22 protein-coding genes and 1 tRNA gene are annotated in these 23,385 nt (G+C 76.5%); 9 read left to right on the top strand and 14 right to left on the bottom strand.

Translation table 11 applies throughout. The features are described from left to right. Window positions 1-39: 39 nt before the first annotated feature. Window positions 40-771 (top strand): leucine-rich repeat domain-containing protein, encoded by a 732-nt coding sequence (locus ACF1AK_RS04200; protein WP_391497200.1) that lies wholly within the window; start codon window positions 40-42, stop codon window positions 769-771. Window positions 772-988: 217 nt separating this feature from the next. Then, entirely contained in the window at window positions 989-2,281 is a 1,293-nt protein-coding gene (gene thrS, locus ACF1AK_RS04205; RefSeq protein WP_391497201.1) for a threonine--tRNA ligase, read from the top strand. Here thrS and ACF1AK_RS04210 read toward each other — a convergent pair. Then, window positions 2,275-2,682 (bottom strand): VOC family protein, encoded by a 408-nt coding sequence (locus tag ACF1AK_RS04210; protein WP_391497202.1) that lies wholly within the window; start codon window positions 2,680-2,682, stop codon window positions 2,275-2,277. The two genes, thrS and ACF1AK_RS04210, sit on opposite strands and share 7 nt — an antisense overlap. Window positions 2,683-2,797: 115 nt before the next feature. On the opposite strand from ACF1AK_RS04210, the gene ACF1AK_RS04215 reads away from it, so the two are divergent. Further along, complete coding sequence (locus tag ACF1AK_RS04215) at window positions 2,798-3,271, top strand: MarR family winged helix-turn-helix transcriptional regulator (protein ID WP_391497203.1); 474 nt, start codon at window positions 2,798-2,800, stop codon at window positions 3,269-3,271. A 22-nt stretch (window positions 3,272-3,293) separates the two neighbouring features. On the opposite strand, the gene ACF1AK_RS04220 is transcribed toward ACF1AK_RS04215, so the two are convergent. Then, window positions 3,294-3,905, bottom strand: coding sequence for a C40 family peptidase (locus tag ACF1AK_RS04220; RefSeq protein ID WP_391497204.1), 612 nt, complete (start codon window positions 3,903-3,905; stop codon window positions 3,294-3,296). A 201-nt stretch (window positions 3,906-4,106) separates the two neighbouring features. On the opposite strand from ACF1AK_RS04220, the gene ACF1AK_RS04225 reads away from it, so the two are divergent. After that, complete coding sequence (locus ACF1AK_RS04225; protein ID WP_391497205.1) at window positions 4,107-4,511, top strand: RidA family protein; 405 nt, start codon at window positions 4,107-4,109, stop codon at window positions 4,509-4,511. A gap of 94 nt (window positions 4,512-4,605) precedes the next feature. Here the strand turns inward: ACF1AK_RS04225 and ACF1AK_RS04230 are convergent, their stop codons facing one another. The 3 genes from ACF1AK_RS04230 to ACF1AK_RS04240 all read right to left on the bottom strand — a co-directional run bounded on the left by ACF1AK_RS04230 (window position 4,606) and on the right by ACF1AK_RS04240 (window position 6,950). Further along, window positions 4,606-5,235, bottom strand: a complete 630-nt coding sequence (locus tag ACF1AK_RS04230) for a maleylpyruvate isomerase N-terminal domain-containing protein (protein ID WP_391497206.1) — start codon at window positions 5,233-5,235, stop codon at window positions 4,606-4,608. A 75-nt stretch (window positions 5,236-5,310) separates the two neighbouring features. Beyond that, window positions 5,311-6,378 carry a TIGR03617 family F420-dependent LLM class oxidoreductase gene (locus ACF1AK_RS04235; protein ID WP_391497207.1) on the bottom strand — a complete coding sequence of 356 codons (1,068 nt, stop codon included), beginning with the start codon at window positions 6,376-6,378 and terminating at the stop codon, window positions 5,311-5,313. Window positions 6,379-6,476: 98 nt separating this feature from the next. After that, complete coding sequence (locus ACF1AK_RS04240; RefSeq protein ID WP_380292571.1) at window positions 6,477-6,950, bottom strand: MarR family winged helix-turn-helix transcriptional regulator; 474 nt, start codon at window positions 6,948-6,950, stop codon at window positions 6,477-6,479. Between the two features lie 157 nt (window positions 6,951-7,107). Here ACF1AK_RS04240 and ACF1AK_RS04245 point away from each other — a divergent pair, with 157 nt between their 5' ends. Together ACF1AK_RS04245 and ACF1AK_RS04250 are read left to right on the top strand one after the other, a co-directional pair. Then, window positions 7,108-8,592, top strand: coding sequence for an MFS transporter (locus ACF1AK_RS04245; protein WP_391497208.1), 1,485 nt, complete (start codon window positions 7,108-7,110; stop codon window positions 8,590-8,592). A 165-nt stretch (window positions 8,593-8,757) separates the two neighbouring features. Further along, window positions 8,758-10,416, top strand: coding sequence for an AMP-binding protein (locus tag ACF1AK_RS04250; RefSeq protein ID WP_391497209.1), 1,659 nt, complete (start codon window positions 8,758-8,760; stop codon window positions 10,414-10,416). Between the two features lie 62 nt (window positions 10,417-10,478). Here the strand turns inward: ACF1AK_RS04250 and ACF1AK_RS04255 are convergent, their stop codons facing one another. Both ACF1AK_RS04255 and ACF1AK_RS04260 read right to left on the bottom strand, forming a co-directional pair. After that, on the bottom strand, window positions 10,479-11,627 hold the full coding sequence (locus tag ACF1AK_RS04255; protein ID WP_391497210.1) for a peptidoglycan recognition family protein: 1,149 nt from the start codon (window positions 11,625-11,627) through the stop codon (window positions 10,479-10,481). Window positions 11,628-11,759: 132 nt separating this feature from the next. Continuing rightward, window positions 11,760-15,251 carry a tetratricopeptide repeat protein gene (locus ACF1AK_RS04260; RefSeq protein WP_391497211.1) on the bottom strand — a complete coding sequence of 1,164 codons (3,492 nt, stop codon included), beginning with the start codon at window positions 15,249-15,251 and terminating at the stop codon, window positions 11,760-11,762. A 310-nt stretch (window positions 15,252-15,561) separates the two neighbouring features. On the opposite strand from ACF1AK_RS04260, the gene ACF1AK_RS04265 reads away from it, so the two are divergent. Then, window positions 15,562-15,771 carry a hypothetical protein gene (locus ACF1AK_RS04265; RefSeq protein ID WP_391497212.1) on the top strand — a complete coding sequence of 70 codons (210 nt, stop codon included), beginning with the start codon at window positions 15,562-15,564 and terminating at the stop codon, window positions 15,769-15,771. A gap of 81 nt (window positions 15,772-15,852) precedes the next feature. Here the strand turns inward: ACF1AK_RS04265 and ACF1AK_RS04270 are convergent, their stop codons facing one another. Together ACF1AK_RS04270 and ACF1AK_RS04275 are read right to left on the bottom strand one after the other, a co-directional pair. Then, complete coding sequence (locus tag ACF1AK_RS04270) at window positions 15,853-16,386, bottom strand: hypothetical protein (RefSeq protein ID WP_391497213.1); 534 nt, start codon at window positions 16,384-16,386, stop codon at window positions 15,853-15,855. Then, window positions 16,376-17,137, bottom strand: coding sequence for a 2OG-Fe(II) oxygenase (locus ACF1AK_RS04275; RefSeq protein ID WP_391497214.1), 762 nt, complete (start codon window positions 17,135-17,137; stop codon window positions 16,376-16,378). The genes ACF1AK_RS04270 and ACF1AK_RS04275 overlap by 11 nt, the downstream gene beginning before the upstream one ends. A gap of 303 nt (window positions 17,138-17,440) precedes the next feature. Here ACF1AK_RS04275 and ACF1AK_RS04280 point away from each other — a divergent pair, with 303 nt between their 5' ends. Beyond that, complete coding sequence (locus ACF1AK_RS04280; RefSeq protein WP_391497215.1) at window positions 17,441-17,794, top strand: VOC family protein; 354 nt, start codon at window positions 17,441-17,443, stop codon at window positions 17,792-17,794. Window positions 17,795-17,838: 44 nt separating this feature from the next. Here the strand turns inward: ACF1AK_RS04280 and ACF1AK_RS04285 are convergent, their stop codons facing one another. From ACF1AK_RS04285 to ACF1AK_RS04305, 5 genes are all read right to left on the bottom strand, one after another. After that, window positions 17,839-18,486, bottom strand: coding sequence for a 2'-5' RNA ligase family protein (locus ACF1AK_RS04285; RefSeq protein ID WP_391497216.1), 648 nt, complete (start codon window positions 18,484-18,486; stop codon window positions 17,839-17,841). A gap of 125 nt (window positions 18,487-18,611) precedes the next feature. Continuing rightward, the gene (locus tag ACF1AK_RS04290; RefSeq protein ID WP_391497217.1) at window positions 18,612-19,523 is read right to left on the bottom strand and encodes an ornithine cyclodeaminase family protein; all 912 of its coding nucleotides are present in this window, start codon (window positions 19,521-19,523) and stop codon (window positions 18,612-18,614) included. A gap of 100 nt (window positions 19,524-19,623) precedes the next feature. Further along, a tRNA-Glu gene (locus tag ACF1AK_RS04295) sits at window positions 19,624-19,692 on the bottom strand. Between the two features lie 70 nt (window positions 19,693-19,762). Then, window positions 19,763-22,405, bottom strand: a complete 2,643-nt coding sequence (lanL, locus tag ACF1AK_RS04300) for a class IV lanthionine synthetase LanL (protein WP_391497218.1) — start codon at window positions 22,403-22,405, stop codon at window positions 19,763-19,765. A 157-nt stretch (window positions 22,406-22,562) separates the two neighbouring features. Continuing rightward, on the bottom strand, window positions 22,563-22,730 hold the full coding sequence (locus tag ACF1AK_RS04305; RefSeq protein ID WP_391497219.1) for an SflA family class IV lanthipeptide: 168 nt from the start codon (window positions 22,728-22,730) through the stop codon (window positions 22,563-22,565). Window positions 22,731-22,923: 193 nt separating this feature from the next. Here ACF1AK_RS04305 and ACF1AK_RS04310 point away from each other — a divergent pair, with 193 nt between their 5' ends. Continuing rightward, the gene (locus tag ACF1AK_RS04310; protein WP_391497220.1) at window positions 22,924-23,322 is read left to right on the top strand and encodes a nuclear transport factor 2 family protein; all 399 of its coding nucleotides are present in this window, start codon (window positions 22,924-22,926) and stop codon (window positions 23,320-23,322) included. Window positions 23,323-23,385 lie beyond the last annotated feature (63 nt).

Genomic DNA, 23,385 nt, shown 5'->3' on the forward strand with positions numbered 1-23,385 from the left:
GGCCCGCCCCGCGGGGGCCGGGTGCGGCAGGATGACCGGATGACCGACAGCACCCTCAACCTCTGGCGCCGGCCGCTGGGCACCGTCCCCGGCGAGGTCTGGGACCGCACCGACCTGACGGTGCTCATCCTCGCCGAGACCGGCATCACCGACGTCCCGCCCGCCATCGGCCGGTTGCGCCGGCTGCGCACCCTCGACCTCGGACACAACCGGATCGCCGGGGTGCCGGAGGAGATCGGCGACCTGGCCGGCCTCACCGACTTCCTCTACCTGCACGACAACGCCCTCACCGCGCTGCCCGACGCCCTCGGCCGGCTTACCGCGCTGCGCTACCTCAACATCGGCGAGAACCGGCTCGCCGAACTCCCCGACGCCCTCGGCGCGATGACCGCCCTGGTGGAACTGCGCGTTCAGCACAACCGGCTCACCGCGCTCCCCGGCTCGCTCGGCACCCTGCCCGCGCTGCGCGAACTCTGGCTGCGCGGCAACGCGTTGACCGCCCTGCCGGACTCCTTCGCGGGCCTCGCCGAACTGCGCGAGCTGGAACTGCGGGAGAACGCGCTGACCGAGGTGCCGGCGGTGCTGGCCGGGCTGCCGCGGCTGCGCCGGCTCGACCTGCGCGGCAACCGGATCACCGCGCTGCCGCACTGGCTGGCGGACCCGGCCGCGCTGCCCGCGCTGGAGAAGCTCGACCTGCGGTGGAACGCGGTGGAGCCGGCCCCCGGGCTGCTGGCGGCGCTGGCGGCCCGCGGCTGCCACGTCCTGCACTGAGGGCGCTCCGGGCGGCCCGCGCCGAAAACCGCTCGCCCGGCCGGGTGCTCCGGTGCTAGCGTCGCTCCCATGAAGCGCGCCGCAGCCGTCCTCACGACGACGCCGGAGAGAGTCCCGGCGCGCTGACTGCCGACCCAGTCCGAAGCCCCGGGGCGAGTGCCCCGGGGCTTCGCCGTACCGGTCCACTCGCCCGCCCATCCGAGTGGAGACCACCGCCGTGCGCAGCAACCCCGTCGCATCCCGGGCCGTGCCCGCCCCCACTCTCGCCCCCGACCACCGCCGGCTCGGCCGGGAACTCGAACTCTTCGACACCGACCCGCTGATCGGCTCCGGCCTCCCGTACTGGCTGCCCGACGGCGCCGCGGTCCGGCACGCCCTGGAGGAGTTCGTCCGCGGGCGCGAGCGGCGCGCCGGCTACCGCCACGTCTACTCGCCGGTGCTCGGCAAGCGCGAGCTCTACGAGATCTCCGGCCACTGGCAGCACTACCGCGAGGACATGTTCCCGCCGATGGACCTGGGCGCCGAGCAGGTCGTCCTGCGGCCCAGCCTGTGCCCGCACCACGCCCTGATCTACCGTTCACGGGCCCGCAGCCACCGCGAACTCCCGCTGCGGATCGCCGAACTGGGCGGCATGTACCGCTCGGAGCCGTCCGGGGTGCTCGGCGGCCTGACCAGGGTGCGGGCCATCCAGCTCAACGACGCCCACGTCTTCTGCACCCCCGGGCAGGCCGCCGACGAGGCGCTCGCCGCCCTGGAACTGATCGGCGAGGCGCACCGCGCCCTCGGCATCCGCCCGGTGCGCCACCGGCTCTCGCTGCCGGGCGCGGGCGGCAAGTACGTGGCCGACCCGGCGCTCTGGGAACGCGCCACCGCGTTGCTGACCGAGGTGATGGAGCGCTCCGGGGTGCCGTTCGAGGCGGTGGAGGGGGAGGCGGCCTTCTACGGGCCGAAGATCGACGTCCAGATCGCCGACGCCGCCGGGCGCGAGTCCACCCTCTCCACCGTCCAGATCGACTTCCACCAGCCGGAGCGGTTCGGCCTGCGGTACACCGGCCCGGACGGCGCCAGGCACCGCCCGGTGATGGTCCACCGCAGCGTCATCGGCAGCGTCGAGCGGGTGGTCGCCCATCTGATCGAGCTGTACCGCGGGGCCTTCCCGGCCTGGCTGGCGCCGACCCAGCTGATGCTGCTGCCGCTGTCCGAGGGGGAGCGGGAGCGGGCCGAGCGGGTGCGCGGACGCTGCCTCGACCTCGGGCTGCGGGTCGAGGTGGCCGGACCGGAGCGGGGCAGCCTCGGCGCCCGGATCCGGGAGGCGCGGCTGGTCCCGTACCAGGCGGTCATCGGCCCCCGGGAGGCGGCGGACGACCTGCTGGCGCTGCGCCTGCGCGACGGCCGGCGCCCCGCCCCGCTGCCGGTGGCCGAGGCGCTGGCCCGGATCGGGGCACTGGTGGACGCCTGCGCCCCGGAGCTGTGGGACGAGACCTCCGGGGGCGGCCCGGGGGGTCAGTAGGACTGGAGCTCGATCAGCCGCCCCTCCGGGTCACGCACGTGCGCGGTGCGCAGGCCCGGGCCCCACTCCGGGCGGTCGGCGGGTCCGGTGACGGGCCCGCCGCCGTGCCGCAGACAGTGGGCGAGGGCCCGTTCGACGTCGCCGACCCGCAGGACCAGCATCGTCGTGTCCTGGGCGGCGGCCGGTGCGGCGGGCAGCGCGCCGGTGCCGACGGCGGCGGCCAGCTGCCCGCGGTCGAACAGCGAGAGCGCGGTCCGGCCGTCGAGGTCCCAGGAGGCGTACGGGCCCGCGGGGGCGCCCTCGGCCGGCGCGGCGCCGGTCAGCGGCGGCAGCACGGCCTCGTAGAAGGCGAAGCAGGCGGGGAAGTCGGCGACGAGCAGACGGTGGTACGGCGCGTCCATGGCGGGCGGGCTCCCTCGGGAAGCGGGCGGGTCGCGACGAGCGCGGCGCGCGCGAGCGGTGTCGCGGAATCGATGGGTCGCGACCCACTATAGGACTGGACCCTAGACTTGTCCCATGGCTGTCTCCGAGGAACCCGCACCCGCCGCCGCGTCCACCCCGCCGACGCTGCTGGACCTCAGCACCTACCTGCTCTCGCGCACCGGGAAGGCCGCCCGCGCCCGGCTGGCCGAGCGGCTCGCCCGCCGGGGGCTGCGGCTGTGGGACATGGCGGTGCTCGCCGCGCTCGCCGACTTCGGGCCGCACGCGCAGCGCGACCTGGTCCGCCGGCTCGGGGTGGACCCCAGCGACCTGGCCAAGGTCGCCGACCAGCTGGCCGCCGCCGGCCACGTCGAACGGGCCCGTGACACCGCCGACCGCCGGCGCGTCCGGGTCACCGTCACCGACTCCGGCCGCGCGCTGCTCGCCGAACTGCGCGCCGAGGCGCTCGCCGTCCAGGACGAGGTGCTCGCCCCGCTGAACGCGGCGGAGCGGCAGGTCCTGCACGAGCTGCTCGGCCGCCTGCACGCCCGGCTGGCCGGAGCCCCGTGAGGACCCCCCGCCGCCCGGACGCTCAGCCGGACGCCAGGGGGCGGCGGGCGCCCGCGAACTCGCCGGACCACCGGGGGATGCCGAACACGCCCTCCAGCCGGGCCACCAGGGTGCCGGTGCGCTCGGCGTGGATCATCGCGCCGTCGCCGGCCCAGACGCCGACGTGGTGCAGCGGTGCGTCGGGGCGGGAGAAGAACAGCAGGTCGCCGGGGAGCAGCGCGGACCGCTCCACCGGGGCGGAGCGGTGGTACTGGGCGACGGTGTAGTGGGCCAGCTCGACGGCGCCGGCGCTCGCGCGGTACCAGCAGTACAACGACAGCCCGCTGCAGTCGTAGCCGACCGTGCGCTCGCCCAGGCACTGGCCGTCCAGGTAGCCGTTCTCCTCGTCGCAGAACCCGAGGCTCGCGCCCAGGCGGTCCCCGCCGCCCCAGGCGTACGGCACCCCGATCTGCGCGGCGGCCACGGCCGCGACCCGGCGGCCGAGCGCGGCCTGCGGGCCGTCGTCGCCGGGGCGGGCCGCGGCGGGGCCGGCGGCGGCGGGGGCCGCGCCCAGGGCGGGGGCGAGACCGGCCCCCAGGGCGAGTCCCAGCATCCGGCGGCGGCCCCAGATCCCGGTGCGGTGCGGAAGCGGCATGCGGACCCCCTCGGTCGTCGGCGAACCGGGCGAGCCACCAGGATCCCGGCCGGCGCGGGCGCCCCGCCATCACCCGCACCGGTGAATTCGCCGGCCGCCGGTCCTGCCCCGCCGGGCCCCGGGCCGGAATTCGATTGACGCTGCCACCGGCGGTTCCGACGATGGGCGCGGCAGGACCGAACGATCATCCGGGAGGGACCCATGAGCAGTTCCGTCAGACTGGTCCGCAACAAGCGCCTCACCCAGGCCGTCGACTACGCCTACGCGGCCGCCGTCGACGCGCCGGTCCGCTCGCTCTGGCTGGCCGGGGCCTGTCCGCTGGACGAGGAGGGGCGCACGGTGGCGGTGGGCGACTACGCCGGCCAGGCCCATCAGGTGATGCGCAACCTGCTGACCGTCCTGGAGGACGAGGGCGCCGCGCTCACCGACCTGGTGCGCACCACGGTGTACGTCGCCTCCTCCCGGCAGGCGGACCTGGGGGCCGTCTGGGGCGTCTACCGCGAGTACCTCGGCGAGCACGACGTGCCGAGCACCCTGCTCGGCGTCTCCGTGCTCGGGTACCACGACCAGCTCGTCGAGGTGGAGGCGGTCGCCGTGCTGGGCTGACGGCCGGCACCGGGGCGCGCGGTCCCGGCCCGGCCGCCGCTCGGTGCCCGACCGCGGAGCGTAGCCGCCGCCCCCGGGCGTCCCCGATGGGTCGTCAGCGGACCACCGGGAGTACGGAGCTGGCCGTCCGTCCGGTGGCCGCCTCGATGAACTCCACCGGATCGGCCACCTCCGCCAGCAGGATCCGGGTGGCCTCCAGCGCCTCCGGCGGGGGCGGCGGGCCGCCGACCGCCGCCGCCAGGTCGAGCAGGTGGACGGTCGCCTCCATCACGGCCACCTCGACGAGCGCGTCCAGGGTGACGGTGGTCAGCAGCGGATGGCCGATCGCCGTGTCCGGTGACAGCTGCGCGAGCCGGGCCAGCACCTGCGGTCCCTCCTCGGCGAACCGGGCGACCAGGGCCTGCGGGCCCACCGCCGCCGCCACCTGCCGGGCGGTGTCCGCGATCAGTCCGGCGGCGGTGTGCGCCACCCCGCCGGGCCGGTTGTACGCCCGCAGCACGGCGGAGCCGCGGTCCACCGCGGCCGGGCCGTCGACCACCGCGCCCTCCGTCCCGGCGAACAGCTCCGGTGTGGCGGCCACGTGCGCGTACAGGTCGCGCACCGTCCAGCCCGGCAGCCGGGTGCTCCGCTCCCACTGCCCGGCGTCGAAGCCCGCGCCGCGCTCCGCCCAGATCCCCCACAGCTCGGCCAGCAGCCCCGGCCGGCCGTCCTTCTGACGCTCCATCGCCCCGCTCCTCCCTACGGTGTACGGATCACTGTCCACCGTAGGACACGCCCGCGCCGCGGCGGGCGGCGGGAGTCACCGCGGGGCGGGCCCCTCCAGTGTGCGCAGGGCGTCCAGCACGTCCAGGCCGAGACCGGGGGCGGCGTCCTCCGGCAGGCTGACCGAGACCCGGGTGGCCAGACCCGCGTACCGCCGGTGGATCTCCCGGGCGGCCTCCTCGACCGTGCCGGTGACGGCGAAGGCGTCGAGGACCCGGTCGTCGATCAGCGCGGCCATCTCGGGCCAGCGGCCGCGCAGCGACAGCCGGTGCAGTTCCTCGTGCAGGTCCTCCCAGCCGTGCTGGGCCAGCACCGGGCGGTAGGCGGGCGTGGAGGCGTAGAAGGCGAGCCGTTCGCGCACGGCCGCCAGGTTGGCCCGCAGCTCCTCCTCGGTGTGCCCGGTCGCGGTGAGCACGCTGCCGACCACCTCGAAGGGGCGCCCGGTCCACTGCGCGCCGTCGGCCTCGGCCCGTGCGCGTTCCTCGGCGAGCGCCGGCAGCACCTGCCGGGTCAGGTAGTCCACGGAGGTGAACGGGTGGCTGAGGAAGCCGTCCGCCACCGCGCCCGCCGTGCGCACCATCAGCGGGCCGACGCCCGCCAGCAGGATCCTCGGCACCCCGGACGGGACCGGATCGGGGGAGAAGACCGGCGTCATCACCGTGTGGGTGTAGAAGTCGCCCCGGAAGCGCAGCCGTTCACCGGTCTGCCAGCTGTGCCAGATCGCCCGCACCGCCTGCACGTACTCGCGCATCCGCGCGGCGGGCCGGTCCCAGGGCATCCCGAAGCGCTTCTCGATGTGCGGCTTGACCTGCGAGCCGAGCCCGATGACGGCCCGTCCGCCGGAGGCCGCGTGCAGGCCCCAGGCCTGGTAGGCGAGGGTCATCGGGGTCCGGGCGAGGGCGACGGCGACGCCGGTGGCCAGCTCGATGGAGCTGGTGCGGTCGGCGGCGCGGGCCAGCTGCAGGAACGGGTCATAGGCGGTCTCGGAGACCACCAGCCGGTCCGCGCCGCGCCGCTCGGCCTGCTCGGCGGCGTCCAGGATGCCGGACGGGTGCGCGGGGGCGAGCGCGTCGAGGAGGAGGGCGGGGGACTGCGGGCGGTCCATGGGGCGGGCTCCTGGTGGGCGGCGAGGTCCGGCCGCTCCGGCGGGGCGAGGGGCCGGCGGGGCGGGGGGCCGGGCGGGACGAGGAGGGCCGGGCGGGATCAGGGGCGGGGCCAGGGCCGGCCGTCGAGCCGTTCGATGCCGGTGTTGAAGCGCCGCAGGAACGCGGCGAAGGCCTCGATGTCCTCGGAGGCCCAGTCGGCCATCACCAGGCCGAGGGCGTGGGCGTGGGCCGCGCGGTCCTCGTCGAGCCGCCGGTCGCCCTCCTCGGTGATCCGGAACTTGCGGGCCAGCCCGCCCTGCGGGTCGGGGATCCGCTCGACCAGCCCGGCCCGGGTCATCGCGGCGGTCTGCCGGTTGAGGGTGGAGGCGTCCAGCCCGAAGGCGTCGCTGAGCTCGCCGATCGACATCGGGCCCTGCACCCGGATCCGGCTGAGCAGGATGTACGCGCTGCGGTCGAGCCCGCTGCCGTGCGGCCGGACGCCGGCCGAACTCAGGTAGTGGTGCCGGCTGAGCACCATGTACTCGAACGCCACCTCGTCGGTGGGTCCGCCGGGCTCGCTGGGTCCGCTCATGACGTCGTCCTTCCCGTCCCTGGCTCCGGCGCCCCGACCTGCGGTGTGTGCGCACAGTATGGCAGGCGTGCGCGCACCGGAGTGGATATGCATCATGCATATCATGTGTAGGATGCATATCCTTCGCCCGCCGTACGGACCCTAGGAGCACCCGCTCATGGCCGCCGCCTCACCGACCACCGCCCCGCGCACCACCGCCCCCGACCGGACCCGGGGCATCGTCGCCACCCTCGCCCTCACCGGCACGGTGGCGGCGATCATGCAGACCCTCGTCACCCCGCTGATCGGCGAGCTTCCGAAGATCCTCGACACCTCCGCCTCCAACGCCTCCTGGGTGATCACCGCGACCCTGCTGTCGGCCGCCGTGTTCGTCCCGATCAGCGGCCGGCTCGGCGACCTGCTCGGCAAGCGCCGGATGCTGCTGGCCTGCTGCGCCCCGCTCCTGGTCGGCTCGGTGATCTGCGCGCTGACCTCCTCCGTCCTGCCGATGATCGTCGGGCGCGGACTGCAGGGCATGGGCATGGGCGTGGTCCCGCTCGGCATCAGCCTGCTGCGCGAAGTGCTGCCGCCCGAGCGGCTCGGTTCGGCGATCGCCCTGGTCAGCGCGTCGATGGGAATCGGCGGTGGCCTCGGCCTGCCCATCTCGGCGGCGGTCGCCCAGTACACCAGCTGGCGCGCGCTGTTCTGGGGCGCGGCCGTCCTCACCGTGGCGATCGCCGCGATGATCCGCTTCCTGGTGCCCGCTCCCGCCACCGCCCCGGCCGGAGGCCGCTTCGACGCCGTCGGCGCGGCGGGTCTCGGCGCCGGACTGGTCTGTCTGCTGCTCCCGGTCTCCAAGGGCGGCGACTGGGGCTGGACCGACGGGACGACGCTCGGCCTGTTCACCGCCGCCGTCGTCCTGCTGCTGGCCTGGGGCGCGTGGGAGCTGCGCATCGCCGAACCGCTGGTCGACCTGCGGGTGACCGCCCGTCCCCGGGTGCTGCTGACCAACGCGGCGTCCGTGCTGGTCGGCTTCGGGATGTACGCGCAGGCGCTGATCATCCCGCAGCTGCTCCAGCTGCCCGAGGCCACCGGCTACGGACTGGGCCAGTCGATGCTGGCGATGGGCCTGTGGATGGCGCCCTCCGGCCTGATGATGATGGTCGTCTCGCCGATCGGCGGCCGGCTCTCGGCGGCGCGCGGCCCGAAGTTCACCCTGGTCCTCGGCGCCCTGGCGATCGCCGCCGGGTACGGGCTGTCGATGCTGCTGATCGGCTCCACCTGGGGCGTGCTGATCGTGACGCTGGTCTGCAACGCCGGCGTGGGCCTCGCCTACGGCGCGATGCCGGCGCTGATCATGAGCGCCGTACCGCTGTCCGAGACGGCCTCGGCCAACAGCTTCAACACCCTGATGCGCTCGCTCGGCACCTCGGTCTCCGCCGCCGTGGTCGGCGTGGTGCTCGCCCAGCTGACCACCACCGCGGGCGGTCACGTCCTGCCCTCCGAGGCCGGCTTCCGGGTCGGCCTGCTGATCGGCTGCGGGGTGGCCCTGGTCGCCGCGGCGGTGGCCGCCACCATCCCGGCGCCGCCCGTCCAGGGCGCGCCGAAGGCCGCCGCCGGGACGCCGGAGCGCGCCGCCGTGCGCGACGCCGCCTCCGCCTGACGGCCGGCCGGTCCGGCCCGGCCCGGCCGCCCGCCCCTCGCCCCCGCCTGACCAGGCACGCCGCGCACCGCCGTCCCGGGACGGCGGTGCGCGAACGGGTGACGGAACGGGGTGGTCTGCGTAGACTCGGGCGACTTGCGCCGGACGAGTCCAGGAGCCCTCACCATGACCTCGCCCTCCCCCTCTCCCAGCATCAGCGCCGGCGACACCTCCGTGCCGCTGCTGGAGCACACCATCGGTGCCGCGCTCGACCGCGCCGTCGCCGCCTTCCCCGACCGGGAGGCACTGGTGGACGTCCCGAGCGGGCGCCGCTGGACCTACCGGGAACTGGCGGCGGAGGTGGACCGGGTCGCGCTCGGGCTGCTCGGCCTCGGGGTGCGGACCGGGGACCGGGTCGGGATCTGGGCGCCGAACTGCCCGGAGTGGGTGTTCGTCCAGTACGCCACCGCGCGGATCGGCGCGGTCCTGGTGACCGTCAACCCCGGCTACCGCGCCCACGAGGTCGAGTACGTGCTGCGCCAGGCGGGGATCCGCACGATCGTCGCGGTGCCCAGCTTCAAGACCTCCGACTACGCGGCCATGCTCGCCGAGGCCGGCCCGCGCTGCCCCGGCCTGCGGGACGTGCTGCTGATCGGCTCGCCGGGATGGGAGGAGCTCATCGCGGCGGGCGACCGCGGCGACCGCGCCCGGCCGGCCGCGATCGCCGCCGGGCTGCGCCCGGACGACCCGATCAACATCCAGTACACCTCCGGGACCACCGGCTTCCCCAAGGGCGCCACGCTCTCCCACCGCAACATCCTCAACAACGGCTACTTCGTCGGCGAGCTCTGCGGCTACACGGAGGCGGACCGGATCTGCGTCCCGGTGCCGTTCTACCACTGCTTCGGCATGGTCATGGGGAACCTGGCGGCGCTCTCGCACGGGGCGTGCGTGGTGATCCCCGCCCCGGCCTTCGAGCCCGTCGCCACCCTGCGCGCGGTGGCCGCCGAGCGCTGCACCTCGCTCTACGGCGTGCCGACCATGTTCATCGCCGAGCTCAACGACCCGGGCTTCGCGGAGCACGACCTGTCCAGCCTGCGCACCGGCATCATGGCCGGCTCGCCCTGCCCGACCGAGGTGATGAAGCAGGTCGTCGACCGGATGGGCATGCGGGACGTCTCCATCTGCTACGGCATGACCGAGACCTCGCCGGTCTCCACCCAGACCCGCGCCGATGACCCGCTGGAGCGGCGGGTCTCCACCGTCGGCCGGGTCGGCCCGCACCTGGAGGTCAAGGTGGCCGACCCGGAGAGCGGCGAGAGCGTCCCGCGCGGCACGCCCGGCGAACTGTGCACCCGGGGCTACTCGGTGATGCTCGGCTACTGGGACCAGCCCGACCGCACCGCCGAGGCGGTCGACGCCGACGGCTGGATGCACACCGGCGACCTCGCGGTGATGGACGAGGAGGGCTACCTCACCATCACCGGCCGGCTCAAGGACATGGTGATCCGCGGCGGCGAGAACATCTATCCGCGCGAGATCGAGGAGTTCCTGTACACCCACCCGGACGTCCAGGACGTCCAGGTCATCGGGGTGCCGGACGCCAAGTACGGCGAGGAGCTGATGGCCTGGATCCGGCTGCGGCCCGGCGCGCCCGAGCTGACCGCCGAGGCGCTGCGCGCGTACTGCGCGGGCCGGATCGCCCACTACAAGGTGCCGCGCTACGTGCACCTGGTGGACGAGTTCCCGATGACGGTCACCGGGAAGATCCGCAAGGTGGAGATGCGGGAGCGGGCCGTCGGACTGCTCGGGCTGGACGGCGCGGCGGGCACCGAACACGCCTGATCCCGGGGCGGGGCGCCCGCACGCCCGCCCCGCCGGGGGGCGGCGGGCGTGCGGCCGCACGGTCAGAGCGCGGCGACCTCGGCCCGCAGGGCGGGCAGGGTGGCGTACATCGTGCCGCCGGGGCAGTCGGTGGCCAGCCAGTCGCGGTGGCCGCTGATCAGGTCGACCGGCTTGGTCACGCCGTTGACCGGGTTGACGAAGGTGACGTGGGCCTGCGGGTCGAGCCCGTGGGTGCGGGTCAGCAGGGCGAGCACCAGGGCCAGCGAGTGGCGGGCCGCGGCGGTCGGCTCCTGGCCGGTCAGGGTGCCGAGCAGGGCGACGCCGAGGTTGCCGGAGTTGAAGCCGGAGGTGTGGAAGGCGGTCACCACGTTGCCGCCGGCGTCGTGCGCCGGGAGGCCGTCGTCGCCGGACCAGCGGCCCTCGTAGATCCGGCCGGCCTCGTCGATCAGGAAGTGGTAGCCGATGTCGCCCCAGTCCTGGGTGACGGCGTGGTACTCGTAAATGGCCCGCACGGTGGCGGCCGGGTCGGCGTCCGCGTTCGGGGTGTCGGTGTGGTGCACCGTCAGGGTCTGCAGCGGGTAGTACTTGGCGGGGGAGTTCTCCACGCCGTTCTTGAAGCGCTTGGACTCGTCGGCGCCCCACGCGGCACGGCTGAGGTACTCGACGCCGCAGAAGGTGGCCGGCGCGGTCGGGGAGAGCGCGGCGGTGCGGGCCGGCCCCCGGGTGGTGTCCAGGGCGGTGGAGCGCAGGTTGGCCGCGCCGTCGGGCAGCCGCAGCTCGTAGCCGGTGGCGCCGCCCGCCGGGACCAGGACGGCCGCGCCCGCGGTGACGGCGTCGCCGGCCGGCAGGTCCGGGCCGCCCGCGCAGCCCGCGGTCAGCGGCTGCCAGGCGCCGGGACCGGTGCCCTCGTGGTGCAGCCGTATCGCGCCGCCGCGCCGGGGGCCGTCCCAGCTGACGCCGACGTAGTGGATCGGGAAGTCGGTGCGCGCCGCGGCGGCCGCGCGCCCGGCCGCGGAGCGCGACCGGGTGGCCGGCACGGTGACCGTGCGGGCGCCCGGGCCCGCCGGCGACGGGGCGCCGGGAGTGGCGGGCGCGGCGGGAGCGGCCGGTGCGGCGGCGTGCGCGGCCGGTGCGGCGGCGAGTGCCGCGGCCGTGGCGCCGATGGCGGTCACCAGGGTGCGGCGGCTGACGGCGGAGCTGGGCTCGGTCATCGGGATCCTGCTCTCGGTGCGTGAGGGGAACGCGGTCTGACTGCGCAAAAGACGATCATGAATGTAGCGAAGTGATCGTCCTCGGCGGCACGTCCGCAGGAAGCCTCTGCCCGAAGAGGCACCCGCCGTCCCTCACTCCAGGAACCGCAGCGCCTCCGCCGCCCGCGCACCCACCGGCGCGCCGGCCCGCGCGAGTTCACCGAGGTAGAGGCAGACGTCCGCCCGCGCCGCCCGCGCGCCGGGCACCGCCAGGAACGCCCGCGCCAGCTCCTGCGGCGCGCCCTCCCCGGCGACCAGCCCGTACAGCAGGGTGCGCACCCCCGGCTCGAAGAGGTCCCGCGGATCCTCGTACGGGCAGGCGAGGAACGCCTCCCAGGCCTGTGCCGCGGCTGCCGGGCCCTCCGTCAGCAACCGCAGCACCGCCACCTCCACCAGCACCGTCGAGGACGCCGCCACCTCCGGCGCCAGCCCCTCCAGCACCTCCCGGGCGTCCTCGAACCGCCCGTCGTGGCGGTACGCCGCCGCCAGGGCGCAGCGCACCGCGACGTCCGCCGGGTCCCGCGCCAGCACGGCCTCCAGGTCCGCCACCGCCTGCGCCGTCCGCCCCGCCTGCCGGTGCGCCTGACCGCGCTCGGCGAGCGCCCACGCGTAGTCCGGGTTCTGCGCCAGGGCGGCCGTGAGGTCCTCGACCGCCTCCTCCACCTCGCCCGCCTGCCGGCGCGCCTGGCCCCGGGAGCCGAGTGCCCAGGCGTCGTCCGGTTCGAGCGCGAGCGCGGCCGTGAGGTCCTCGACCGCCTCCTCCAGGTCCCCCGCCAGCCGGTGCGCCTCGCCGCGCAGCGCCAGCGCCCAGGCGTACTCCGGGTCGATCGCGAGGACGGCGGTCAGGTCCGCGATCGCGTCGTCCAGCCGCCCGGCCTGCCGGTGCGCCTGGCCGCGCGCCCGCAGCGCCCACACGTCCGCCGGGTCCAGGAGCAGCGCCGCCGACAGGTCCGCCACCGCCTCGTCCAGCCGTCCGGCCTGCCGGTGCGCCTCGCCGCGCTCGGCGAGCGCCCAGGCGTACTCGGGGTCCAGTGCGAGCGCCGCGGTGAAGTCCGCGACGGCCTCCTCCAGCCGTCCGGCCTGCCGGTGCGCCTCGCCGCGCTCGGCGAGCGCCCAGGCGTACTCGGGGTTCAGCGCGAGCGCCGCGGTGAAGTCCGCGACGGCCTCGTCGAAGCGTCCGGCCTGCCGGTGCGCCTGGGCCCGGGAGCCGAGCGCCCAGGCGTTCTCCGGGTTGAGCGCCACCGCGGCGGTGAAGTCGGCCACCGCCTCCTCCGGCCGGCCCGCCAGCCGGTGCGCCTCGCCCCGCTCGGCGAGCGCCCAGGCGTTGTCCGGACCGAGCGTCAGCGCGGCGGTCAGATCGGCGACCGCCTCGTCCAGCCGGCCGGTCTGCCGGTAGGCCTGGCCCCGGGAGCTCAGCGCCCAGGTGTCGCCCGGGTCCAGTGCGAGCGCCGCGGTGAAGTCGGCGACCGCCTCGGCCGGCCGGCCCGCCATCCGGAACGCCTCGCCGCGCTGGGTGAGCGCCCACGCGTACTCCGGGTCGAGCAGGATGGCGGCGGTGAGGTCGGCGACGGCCTCCTCCAGCCGCCCGGCCAGCCGGTGCGCCTGGCCGCGCGAGCCCAGCGCCCAGGCGTCGTCGGGGTCGAGGGCGAGCGCGGCGGTGAAGTCGGCCATCGCCTCCTCGGCCAGCCCCGCGAGCTGCCGGGCCTCACCGCGCCGGGACAGTGCCCAGGCGTACTCGGGGTCGAGGGCGAGTGCGGCGGTGAAGTCGGCGAGCGCGCGTTCGTGGTGGCCGTGCCAGTTGAGCACCCGCCCGCGGTGGGCGAGGGCCTGCGGCAGGTCGGGGGCGATCGCGACGGCCTGGTCGAGATCGGCGAGCGCGTCGTCGTCGCGGTCCTCCACGAAGTACTGGTAGCCGCGGTGGGTGAGGGCCCAGGCCCGGACCCGGGTGGGCAGCCCCGGCCCCGCGAGGGCGTCGAGCGTCTCCAGGACCGGCTGCTCGCCGCCGGCCGCCGTGTGGATCCGGCGGGCCCAGCGGACCAGCTCGGCGTCGTCGCTGTCCTGCGCGGCCTGGTTGAGCATCTCCGCCCACGGGGCCAGCGTGTCCGGCGCGTCCCCGGCGGTGCGCGCGGTGTGCTCCAGTGCCACCGCCAGATGGGCGAGCGGGTCCGCGCAGAGCAGGTGGTAGAGCTCGTTCAGCAGCGGGCGGCGCCAGCGCGGGTCGGCGCCGCGCCGGGCCGCCGGCAGGTACTGCTCGACCGCCGTGCGCGCGGCGGCGTGGTGCTCGGCGAGCCGGGTGTGCGCGGCCGTCCACTCCCGGGGGGTGTGGATCCGGCGCCGGCGCACCATGCTGGTGCGGACCACGGCGTGGTACTGCAGGAAGTCGCCGCGCCCGGTCACGAAGGGCTGCGCCGACAGCCAGGCCCAGGCGGCCGGTTCGGCGTCCGGCACGGCGCAGGCGAAGAGGTCCTGGTTCAACTGCAGCGGGAGCGCCGCCGCCAGCACGGTCTCCCGGCGCTCCTGCTCGGGGATCCACTGCAGGAAGCGCACCACCGCCTGGTCGACCATGTCCGCGCCGACGTCGGCGACCTCCTCCACCGCGCCGGGGTCGGCGGCCGCCAGCAGCGCGACCAGCAGCGGCAGCCGCATCGACATCCGCAGCACCGCGTCGACCACCAGGGGATCGGTCACCCCCCGGGCCGCCAGCAGGTCGCGGGCCTCCTGCTCGGTGAACACCTCCAGCGGCACGTCCACCAGGACCGGCCGCCACGGCGCCCACTCGCGTTCGGCCAGCTCGTCCCGGCCGGCCAGGACGAAGACCACCTCCAGCGGCAGCGGGCCGAACGCGTCGTCGAGGGTCTCCCGCAACCAGCCGTCGAGGTAGCGGCCGGTCAGCTCCCAGGTGTCCAGGAACAGCACGACCCACGGCCGCCGCCCCTGCCGCCGGTCGCGGTCGCAGAGACGGGCGAGTTCGGCGACGAAGGCGCGGCTGAGCGCCGACTCCTCGACGTCCCCGCCGCGCCGGCGCTGGCGCACCCCGGCGATGAGCCGCTCGGCGCCCTGGGCCACGGCGTCCGGGTTGGCCATCGCCGCGACCACGCCCGCGCCCGGCAGCACCGAGGCCGCCCCGAGCGCCGCCTGGGCCGCCATCCGGGTCGGCAGCGAGGCGCCCTCCCCGCCGGGCGGCTGCTCCGGCTCGCGGTCCGCCGCGGCCTGCAGGGAGCGCCGGTACTGCTCCACCGCCTTGTCGAACTCCCGCAGCGGGCCGGCCTGTTCGGCGAGCTGACGGGCGAGTGCGGTGAGCGCCGTCTCGACGCCGTGCACCTCGGTGTCGTCGACCAGCGCGGTGAGCGCCCCGGCCCGCCGCGCCGCCTCGCGCCACTGGGCGAGCAGGGTGGACTTGCCGACCCCGCCCACTCCGCGCACATGGAACAGGAAGTCCGCCGGGTCCGGCCCGGAGTCCGGGTCCGGGTCCCGGGCGAGGTTGTCGGCGAACAGCGCCAGCTGGGCTCTGCGGCCGATGAACTGCGCACCGGTGCGCTGACGCACCGCCTCCGCACGCGACAGACGCCTCCGTGCCTGTGCCATGCCACCCCCTGCCGCTCCACCCGGCGGGTCGCCGACCACGTGTCCGGTGCCGCCGGTGCCGCTGTCGTGAGGACGACCGTAGTGAATCGGCCCCGGACTTGTCCCGCTTTCGGCCGTCCGCCGTGCGCGACGGGGCGGCACCGGCGGACGGCGGGCTTCACCCGGCGGGCGTAACTTCGCACCCGTTCACCCGCGTCGGCGCTGCGAATGCGCCCGGTGCCCCGCGTTCGTGTGCAAACGTGTGTGCCGCCCGGCCGTCCCGCGTGGCGGCCGGCGCAGCCTGCTGACCTTCCATCAAGGAGTACCTGAGATGTCGGTTCGTGGAACGCTCCGCAAGTTCGCCGTGATCGCCACCGTCGCCGCCGCGGCCGCCGTGCTCGCGCCGACCGCCGCGGTGGCGCACGGTTCGGACGAGCACCCCTCCTCCTCGTCGGCGGCTCTCCTGGCCGGCAACGCCGCCGTGGGCCTGGTCGGCCCGCGCATCAGCTGGCTGGAGGCCTTCGAGAGCACCAACGGCTGACCCGTCCGCCCCGCGCCCCGGAGCCCCCGGCTCCGGGGCGTTCGCGTGTCCGGGCCCGGGCCGGTCGCGGCGCGGGTCCGTTCACCGCGGGCGGTGCGTCCTCGGACCGCCCGGACCGGCCCCGCCGTCCACCTGCCAGGTGCGTCCGTCGGCCGTGGCGCCGCGCAGGCCGTCCAGGGTGCCCGGACCGGCGAGCGCGCGGGCGAGGGCGCTGCCGGTGGCGGCGAAGCCGACGGTCCGGGAGGGGTCCCAGTCGGTGCTGGGCCGCAGCCGCCGGCTCATGCCCGCCCAGCCGCGCGGCCCGGCGGCCACCACCCAGGCGTCCGGCGCGGGGGCGGTGAACCGGCGGGCCTGGCGCAGCCAGGAGGCGGCCTCCTCGGGCCAGTCGACGACGGCCGCCACGGTTCCCCCGGCGGCCTGCCAACGGGCGGCGAACGCGCCGGCGGCGGCGACGGAGGCCGGGTCGCGGCCGTGGCCGATCACCACGACGGCATGCCGGGGCACCAGGCCTTCCAGGGCGGCGAGTTCGGCGTCGGTGTGCGGTTCGGCCGGGTCGGCGCCGAGGTCCGGGGGGAAGGCGGAGCCGGGGCCCGCGCCGGGGATGTCAGGCGGCATCGTGGAACACCAGGCCGAGGGTGCGGCGCAGCCCCGAGCGCACGGTGCTGACGCCGTGCCGGACGGGCGCCGCCGACCAGCCGCGCGCCGAGCGCACGGGGCGGTCGCGGGTGGTGAAGACCAGCCCGCGGCCCTGGGGGAGGGCGAGGGAGGTCCCGCGCGACTGGGCGCGCAGCCGCTGCTCGACGGTCAGGAACTCGCCGCCGGTGTAGTCGGCCCCCGGCACGTCGAGGCCGATGACCACCTGGAGCGGGAACACCAGGGGGCCGTACAGGTCGCGGTGGAGGGCGTTCCAGTCGCCGGCCCGGTAGCGCAGCAGGATCGGGGTGGGCCTGGTCTGCCCGGCGGCGTGGCACTGCTCCAGCCATGCGGCGAGGCCGTCCGGCCACGGCGCGGGGCGGCCGAGCCTGGCCGCCCAGTCCCGGGCGACCGGCAGCAGGCGCGGGTAGAGCGCCTCGCGGAGGGCGGCGACCGGGGCGGGGAACGGCTCGCGGAAGTAGCGGTACTGCCCGGAGCCGAACCGGTGGCGCGCCATGTCGACGGTGCTCCGGAAGCGTTCCGCCTCGTCGTAGAGCCCGGCCAGCTCCGCGCACTCGGCGGGGTCGAGCAGGCCGGGCGTCAGGGCGCTGCCGTGCTCCCCGAGTTCCTCGGCGACCGCCGCCCAGTCGGCCCCGTCGACCCGCTGCGCGAAGGTCGCCGCGGAGACGTCCGCGGAGACCTCCGCAGGGGTCTTCGCAGGGGTTTCGGTCATCGTTCGCACGCTCACGTCCGCTCTCCGGTCACTCGTCCCAGCTGTCCCACGCCTTCCACTCTGCGCCGCCGGCCGGGCCCGGGGCTGGCGGGAATCGGCCCTCGCGTTCCGGCCGGCCGGCGTCCGCGGGAGCTCGGGGGCCGTGACCGGGTCGGCGGTGACGCGGGACGGCGGCGGCACGGTCCCGCCCCGGTCCCGGGTGGTCGCGGGGGTCCTGCGGTCGCGGACCGAGGCCGGGCGGGTGGCCGGCCGCCGAGCGGCGCCGCCGGGCCGCTCCACCTCCGCCCTGGCAGGATGACGGGCATGGAACACGTGCTTGGCATCGGCGGGTACTTCCTGCGCGCGGCCGACCCCGAGGCCCTGACGGCCTGGTACCGCGACTGCCTCGGCCTGGACATCGACGGCCACGGCCTGTGGCAGCCGGACGCGGGGCCGACGGTCTTCGCGGCCTTCGACTCCGGGACCGGCTACTTCGGCTCCCGCGAGCAGCAGACCATGGTCAACTTCCGGGTCCGGGACCTGGACGCGATGCTCGCGCAACTGCGGGAGAAGGGCGCGGAGGTGGCCGAGGAGACGCAGGACATGGCCGGGGTCGGCCGGTTCGGCTGGGTCACCGATCCCGAGGGCCGCCGGATCGAGCTCTGGCAGCCCGCCTGACCGGACGGCCGGGCGTCGCCCGGCGCCCCCGCGCGGCGGGCGGGTCAGGCGCCGGCGAGGGGGACGGTCGCCACCGGGGTCCAGGAGAGCTCCCAGGCGCTCTGCCGGCCGGGGCGGGGGCGCAGCCGGAAGCGCACGTCGAGCAGCTCGACGGCGCGGACGCGGACAGGGGCGTGGCTGGGGGAGATGCGGCGGAAGGCCGTCTGGAGGGCGTCGGAGGAGCCCTCGGTCCACGCGTAGCCGAGCGAGATGTGCGGACGGCCGCCGTCGTGCCGCAGGGCGCCGGGGCCGCGGGTGCGGCGGATGGCGTCGCGGACGCGTTCGCGCAGGTCCACCAGGGCGTCGTCGGGGAAGAGGTCCAGGAAGGCCCCGCCGAGCCCGGCGATCGGCGAGCCGGCCATCACCTCGAACGGGCCGGTGGCGGCGAGGTCCTCGCGCAGGGCCGTGACGAGGTCGCCGCGCTCGCCGGCGGTGATCCGGTCGGCGGTGGTGTCGGCGATCATGTCGAGGGTGCAGTGCAGGGTGTCGTCGTCCAGCCGGGTGATCGGGAAGGGGCGCATCGCGGCACGGCACTCGCGGACCAGGCCCGCGAGTCGGAGGTCGGCCCGCAGGTCGGGAACGGCGTAGACGTGCAGGGCGCGGGCGCCGTCGGTCCACGGCGCGCCCTGGAACTTCGGAACGAACTTCTCCACGGTCGTCTCCTCCGTCGAACGGCGGGCGGAACCGGCGGGCCGGCTCCGGGCCGTCGGTGTCCTGGAAGGACGGTAGCCGTGGGGAGGCGGTACCAGAAGGGCGCCCGGCGGAGCGCGGGGGGCGGTCAGTGGAAGGTGAAGGAGGGCGTCGCGGGGTCGGCGCGGGCGGCGAGGTGGACGGGCCAGGCGAGGGCGAGGTCCTGCCAGGGGAGGCCGACCGGGGCGAAGACGGTGGGACGGTCGTCGGGGCGGGCCGGGGCGTCGCCGCGCAGGATGTCGCCGAGCCGGGTGGCGGGGTCCGGGTCGGGGGCGGCGCCGTGCAGGACGCCGGAGGCGGCGGCGAGGACAGGGTCGTCCACGACGAGGCGGGCGGCGCGCAGCAGGGCGGGGGAGAGCTCGGTCTTGCCGGGTTCGTCGAAGCCGAGGCTGGTGAGGTGGAGGCCGGGCCGCAGCACGTCGGCGTCGAGCAGCGGCTCGCGCGACCAGGTGGCGACGAGGACGATGTCGGCGGCCTCGACGGCGGCGCGTGCGGTGGGCACGGCCCGCCCGACGGCCGCGGCGCGCTGCGGGTCGAGGTCGTAGGCGTACACCTCGTCGATCGGCCGCAGGGTGCGCAGGGCCCGCAGCGCGGTCCGGTTCTGGGCGCCGGCGCCGATGACGGCGACCGTCGTCGCATGGTCCGGGGCGAGCGTGTGGGTGGCCAGGGCGGCGGCCAGCCCGGTCCGCCAGGCGGTGACGGAGGCAGAGTCGAGCAGCGCGAGCAGTTCGCCGTCGGCGAGGGCGTGCAGGCAGACGATCCCGCGCAGGGCGGGGGTGGCGGCCGGGAACTTGGCGTTGACCTTCACGGTGTACGCGGGCACGTCGGGGAGCAGCCCGGGAACGAGGCACATGGCGGTTCCGGGGCCGGGCAGCCGGGCGCCCACCCGGTGGGCGGCCGGGAGCCGGTCGGCCGTGCGGAAGCCCGCTTCGAGCGCCGCGAGCACGGTCGGGATGTCCAGGGCGGCCTCGACGGCCGAGCGCGAGAGCAACTGGGTCACGGGGAGCAGTCTCCTCCCGGAGCCGGAGCCGGCGACGACGGGGCGGCGGATGCAGCACGGGGGCGGCACCCGTCACACGGTTGCCGCCCCCGGGGATCGGAGCGCCGGGCCCGAATCGAACGAACTCTTCCCGCTGAAAGCGGGCGTGCTGCCAATGCACCACCGACGCCTGGCCGAACGGGCTTTCCGCCGCCTGCGCGGCCCGCCCTCTCGACGAGGAAGAAACTACCAACTGATGATCAGAAATCGAAATCGCCGGATCGGGCCGGGACCAGCAGGCCCGGACGCGGCCCGCCCCGCAGGTGGAGCCGGCGGAGGAAGCCGAGCACCCCGGGGGTGCCGACGGCCCAGGCGCGGGACTCCGCGCCGGGGTCGCCGCCGGGCAGGAGCGGGCGGCCCGGGGGCCCGCCGGCGCGGGTCAGGATCAGGCCGGCGACCTCCTCGGCGGCCCGCCAGTGGCGTTCCTCCCCGGTGGCCGAGGCCAGGTCGGCCAGCAGCTCGCCGACGCCGGCGAGGCCGCAGCACTGGCCGGTCATGCCCATCCGCGGCGCGAGCGCGCGGCAGACGGCCGCCGCCTCGGCGGCCCGGCCGAGCAGCGCCGGTTCGCGGTAGTGACGGGCGGCCTGGACCAGGACGCTGCCGATGCCGGCGAGCCCGCGGCACCAGGAGCCGTAGCGCCGGGTCGCACCGGGGGCGCGGGCGGCCGCCGCGAGCCGGGGGACGTCCGCGGCGAGGCCGTCGACCAGGCGCCGGGCGGCCTCCGGGTCCCCGCCGGGCAGGGCGAGGAGGAAGTGCGCCAGACCGGCCCGGCCGTGGGCGAAACCCTCCACGAGTGCCGCCGTCGCCGGGCCGGGATCCTCCCGGGGGTCGGTGGGGCGGCCGTCGGTCAGCCGCCGGGCGCACTCGGCGGCCACCGCCAGGTGCTGCGCGGCCTCCTGCGGACGGCCGTCGGCGCGGGCCGCGCGGGCCAGCAGGAGCCGCGCGGTGCCGATCCCGGCGGCGCCGGAGACCTGGTCGGCCGGGAGGTCCTCGCCGAGCGCCCCGCCCGCGCCCGGTGCCCCGCCCCCGGCGCAGGGCCGCTCGGTGCCGAGCAGCCGGGCCGCGTGGGCGAGGAACAGGTCGACGCCGGCGCGGCCGTCGTACAGCCCCGGGCCGAGGCGGCCCAGGGCGGGGTGGGCGGCGGTCCAGCGGGCGAGCGCGGCGGCCGCCGCGCGGACCTCCGGCCGGTCCGGGTGCTGGAGCAGTTCCAGGCCGAGTCCGGCGGCGCCGTCGTAGAACGACAGCAGGGTGCGCGGCTGCCCGCCCCGGGGGCCGGCCCCGACCAGCTCGTGGGCCATCCGGACGCAGCGGTCGAGGGTGTGCCGGACGGTCTCGGCGAGCAGGTCGCCGGTCACCGCCGCCGGCCGCCGGGAGGGTCCGGCGGGGCGGAGGGGGGTGTCGCGCCGCAGCCGGGCGGCGGCCGAGGTCCGCTCCCCGGCGTCGGGGCTCAGCAGTCCGGCCACCACCGCCACCACGGCGTCCGCCACCGTGCCCGGCCCCGTGCCCGGCCCCGCGGCCGGCGTCGTGGCGGGACTGTCCGAGGGCAGCGCTCCGGCCAGGCAGGCGAGGGTGCGCTCGCGGTTGACGGCCGGGTCCGGGTCGATCACCACCGGGTCGAGTCCGGTGGCGGCCCAGTGCAGGGTGGCGCCGAGCGCGTAGTAGTCGTCGGCGGGCCGCGCCGCGCCCGCGCCGGGCAGGCCGTAGCCGCGGGTGGCGCCCTCGGGCCGGTCGCCGGCGAGGGAGCTGACGCCGAAGTCGACCAGCGAGCAGCCGACCGGGCCGTCGAGCACCACATTGGCCGGCTTGAGGTCGCACACCACCACGCCCCGCGCGTGCACCGCGTCCAGGACGGCCAGCAGCCCGCGCGCCAGCGCCCACCAGTCCCGGCCGTCCGCGCCGCCGCCGGCCGGGTGGTACGGGCCCGCGGCGAGGACGTCGCGGCGCAGGTCCCGGGGCCCGCGGGCGGTGCTCACCAGGTACTCGTCCTCGCCGTGCCGGAAGTAGTCGACCAGGCGCGGCACCCCGGGCACCCCGTCGAGCGCGGCCAGCACCCGCCGTTCGTGCCGGAGCCGGCCGCGGGCGTCGGTGCCGGACGGGTCCTCGGCGACGAAGGCACGCGCCTGCTTGACCACCACCGCCCGCCCGGTGGCGAGTTCGACGGCGCGGTAGACGTGGCCGTTCGGTGAGCGGGTGATCCCGGCGGTGATCCGGTAGCGGCCGTCGCCGACCCGGGTGCTCGCCTCCGGTCGCGCGGCGCGGGCGGCGAACGGGTCCGCCGCCCAGGGCGGTTGGCGGTAGGCACCGCCGGCCAGCCCGGGGAAGGCCTCCCCGGCGGGGCCGGTCATCACGAGGTCCGGGTCCTCGTCGGTGACCCGGAAGGGCCCGTAGCGGTAGTAGACCGGGGCGTCCGCCCGCAGCCGCCGGTCGCTGACCACCCGGGGGCCGGGACGGCCCGCCAGCACCTCGGCCAACTCGCCCGCCAGTGCCTCGATCCCGCCCGGTGCCGGGTAGACCGTCACCGCCTTGCCGACGGCCGCGGCGCCGCGCAGCCCGGAGTTGAGCCGCCCCAGTACGGCGGCGTCGGCGGCGAACTTGGCGTCGCAGCGGTGGCGGAGCAGGACGGGGAGCACCAGGTCGACCAGGTCCGCCAGGTGCTCGGGCCGGCCGGAGAGGTGGAGCTTCCAGCCGTGGGCGAGGGCGGGCATCCGCGGGTCGTGCAGGTACAGCCAGCCGTCGCCGGCGTGCAGCCGGCGGCGTGGGCCGGCCGCCGCGCTCAGGTGGGCCGCGATCCGGGACCGCACCTCCCCGGCCGCCCCGTCACCGGACCCGCCTGCCGCCGCCATCGCCGAGCCACCCCTCCCGTGATCCGTGCCCCGTGATCCGTGCCCCGTGCCCTGCGTGCCGCGAGCCGCCGCCGGTTCCCCCGGCCCGGCAGCGCGGTGACCGCCGCGCGGACGCCCGCCCGGCGGTCACCTTCCTACGCGGAGCTCCCGACGGAGGTCAGTAGTCGAGCCCGCACTCGAAACGGGTGGGGACGTAGGTGACCCACGGGTCGTCGAGACAGGCCACCGGGGCGAGGTCCGCGTCGAACTCGTCCTCGAAGGCGATGGTCTCCTCGTCGATGTCGAGCAGACCGGCGTCGCGGATCTCCAGAAGCTGTGCGCTCATGAGGGTTCCTCCCGTAGAGGGTCGGTGGATACCTGTTCGACGGCATGCTCATGCTAGCCACCTCGGGGCGTTCACCACAGGGGCGCGACATCACCACATCTGCGACACCCGGGTCCGGACCCGTGGTTTGACGGTGTGTGACATGGCACCGAACGGCTGACCGGCGGACTTCTGCGGTGCTACGGTCGGGCCCATGTCCAAGACCGAGATCGACCGGCTGACCGCCGAGTTCTTCGCCGCGTTCGACAACCGCGGCGGCGAGCGGGCCGACGTGGCCCGGATCCGGCGGCTGATGCTCCCGCAGGGAGTGATCGTCAGCACCTCCCCGACGTTCACGGTCTACTCCGTCGAGGAGTTCGTCGCGCCGCGCGAGCGGCTGCTGAACGACGGCCGGCTGGTGGGCTTCGCGGAGTGGGAGACCTCCGAGCGCACCGAGATCGCGGGGGACGTCGCCTCCCGCATCGGCGAGTACCGCAAGTCCGGCACCCTGGACGGCGAGCCGTACGAGGGCGGCGGGACGAAGACCTTCCAGTTCGTCCGCACCCCCGAGGGCTGGCGGATCGCCGCCTTCTCCTGGCACGACCCGGCCTGAGCCCGGGACCGGGCGACCCGCGGGCCGCCGCCACGCCCGCACCGCCGCCGGCCCGGCCCGGCT

This window comes from Kitasatospora sp. NPDC015120, assembly GCF_043080305.1.
In the GTDB taxonomy this organism is placed as follows: domain Bacteria; phylum Actinomycetota; class Actinomycetes; order Streptomycetales; family Streptomycetaceae; genus Kitasatospora.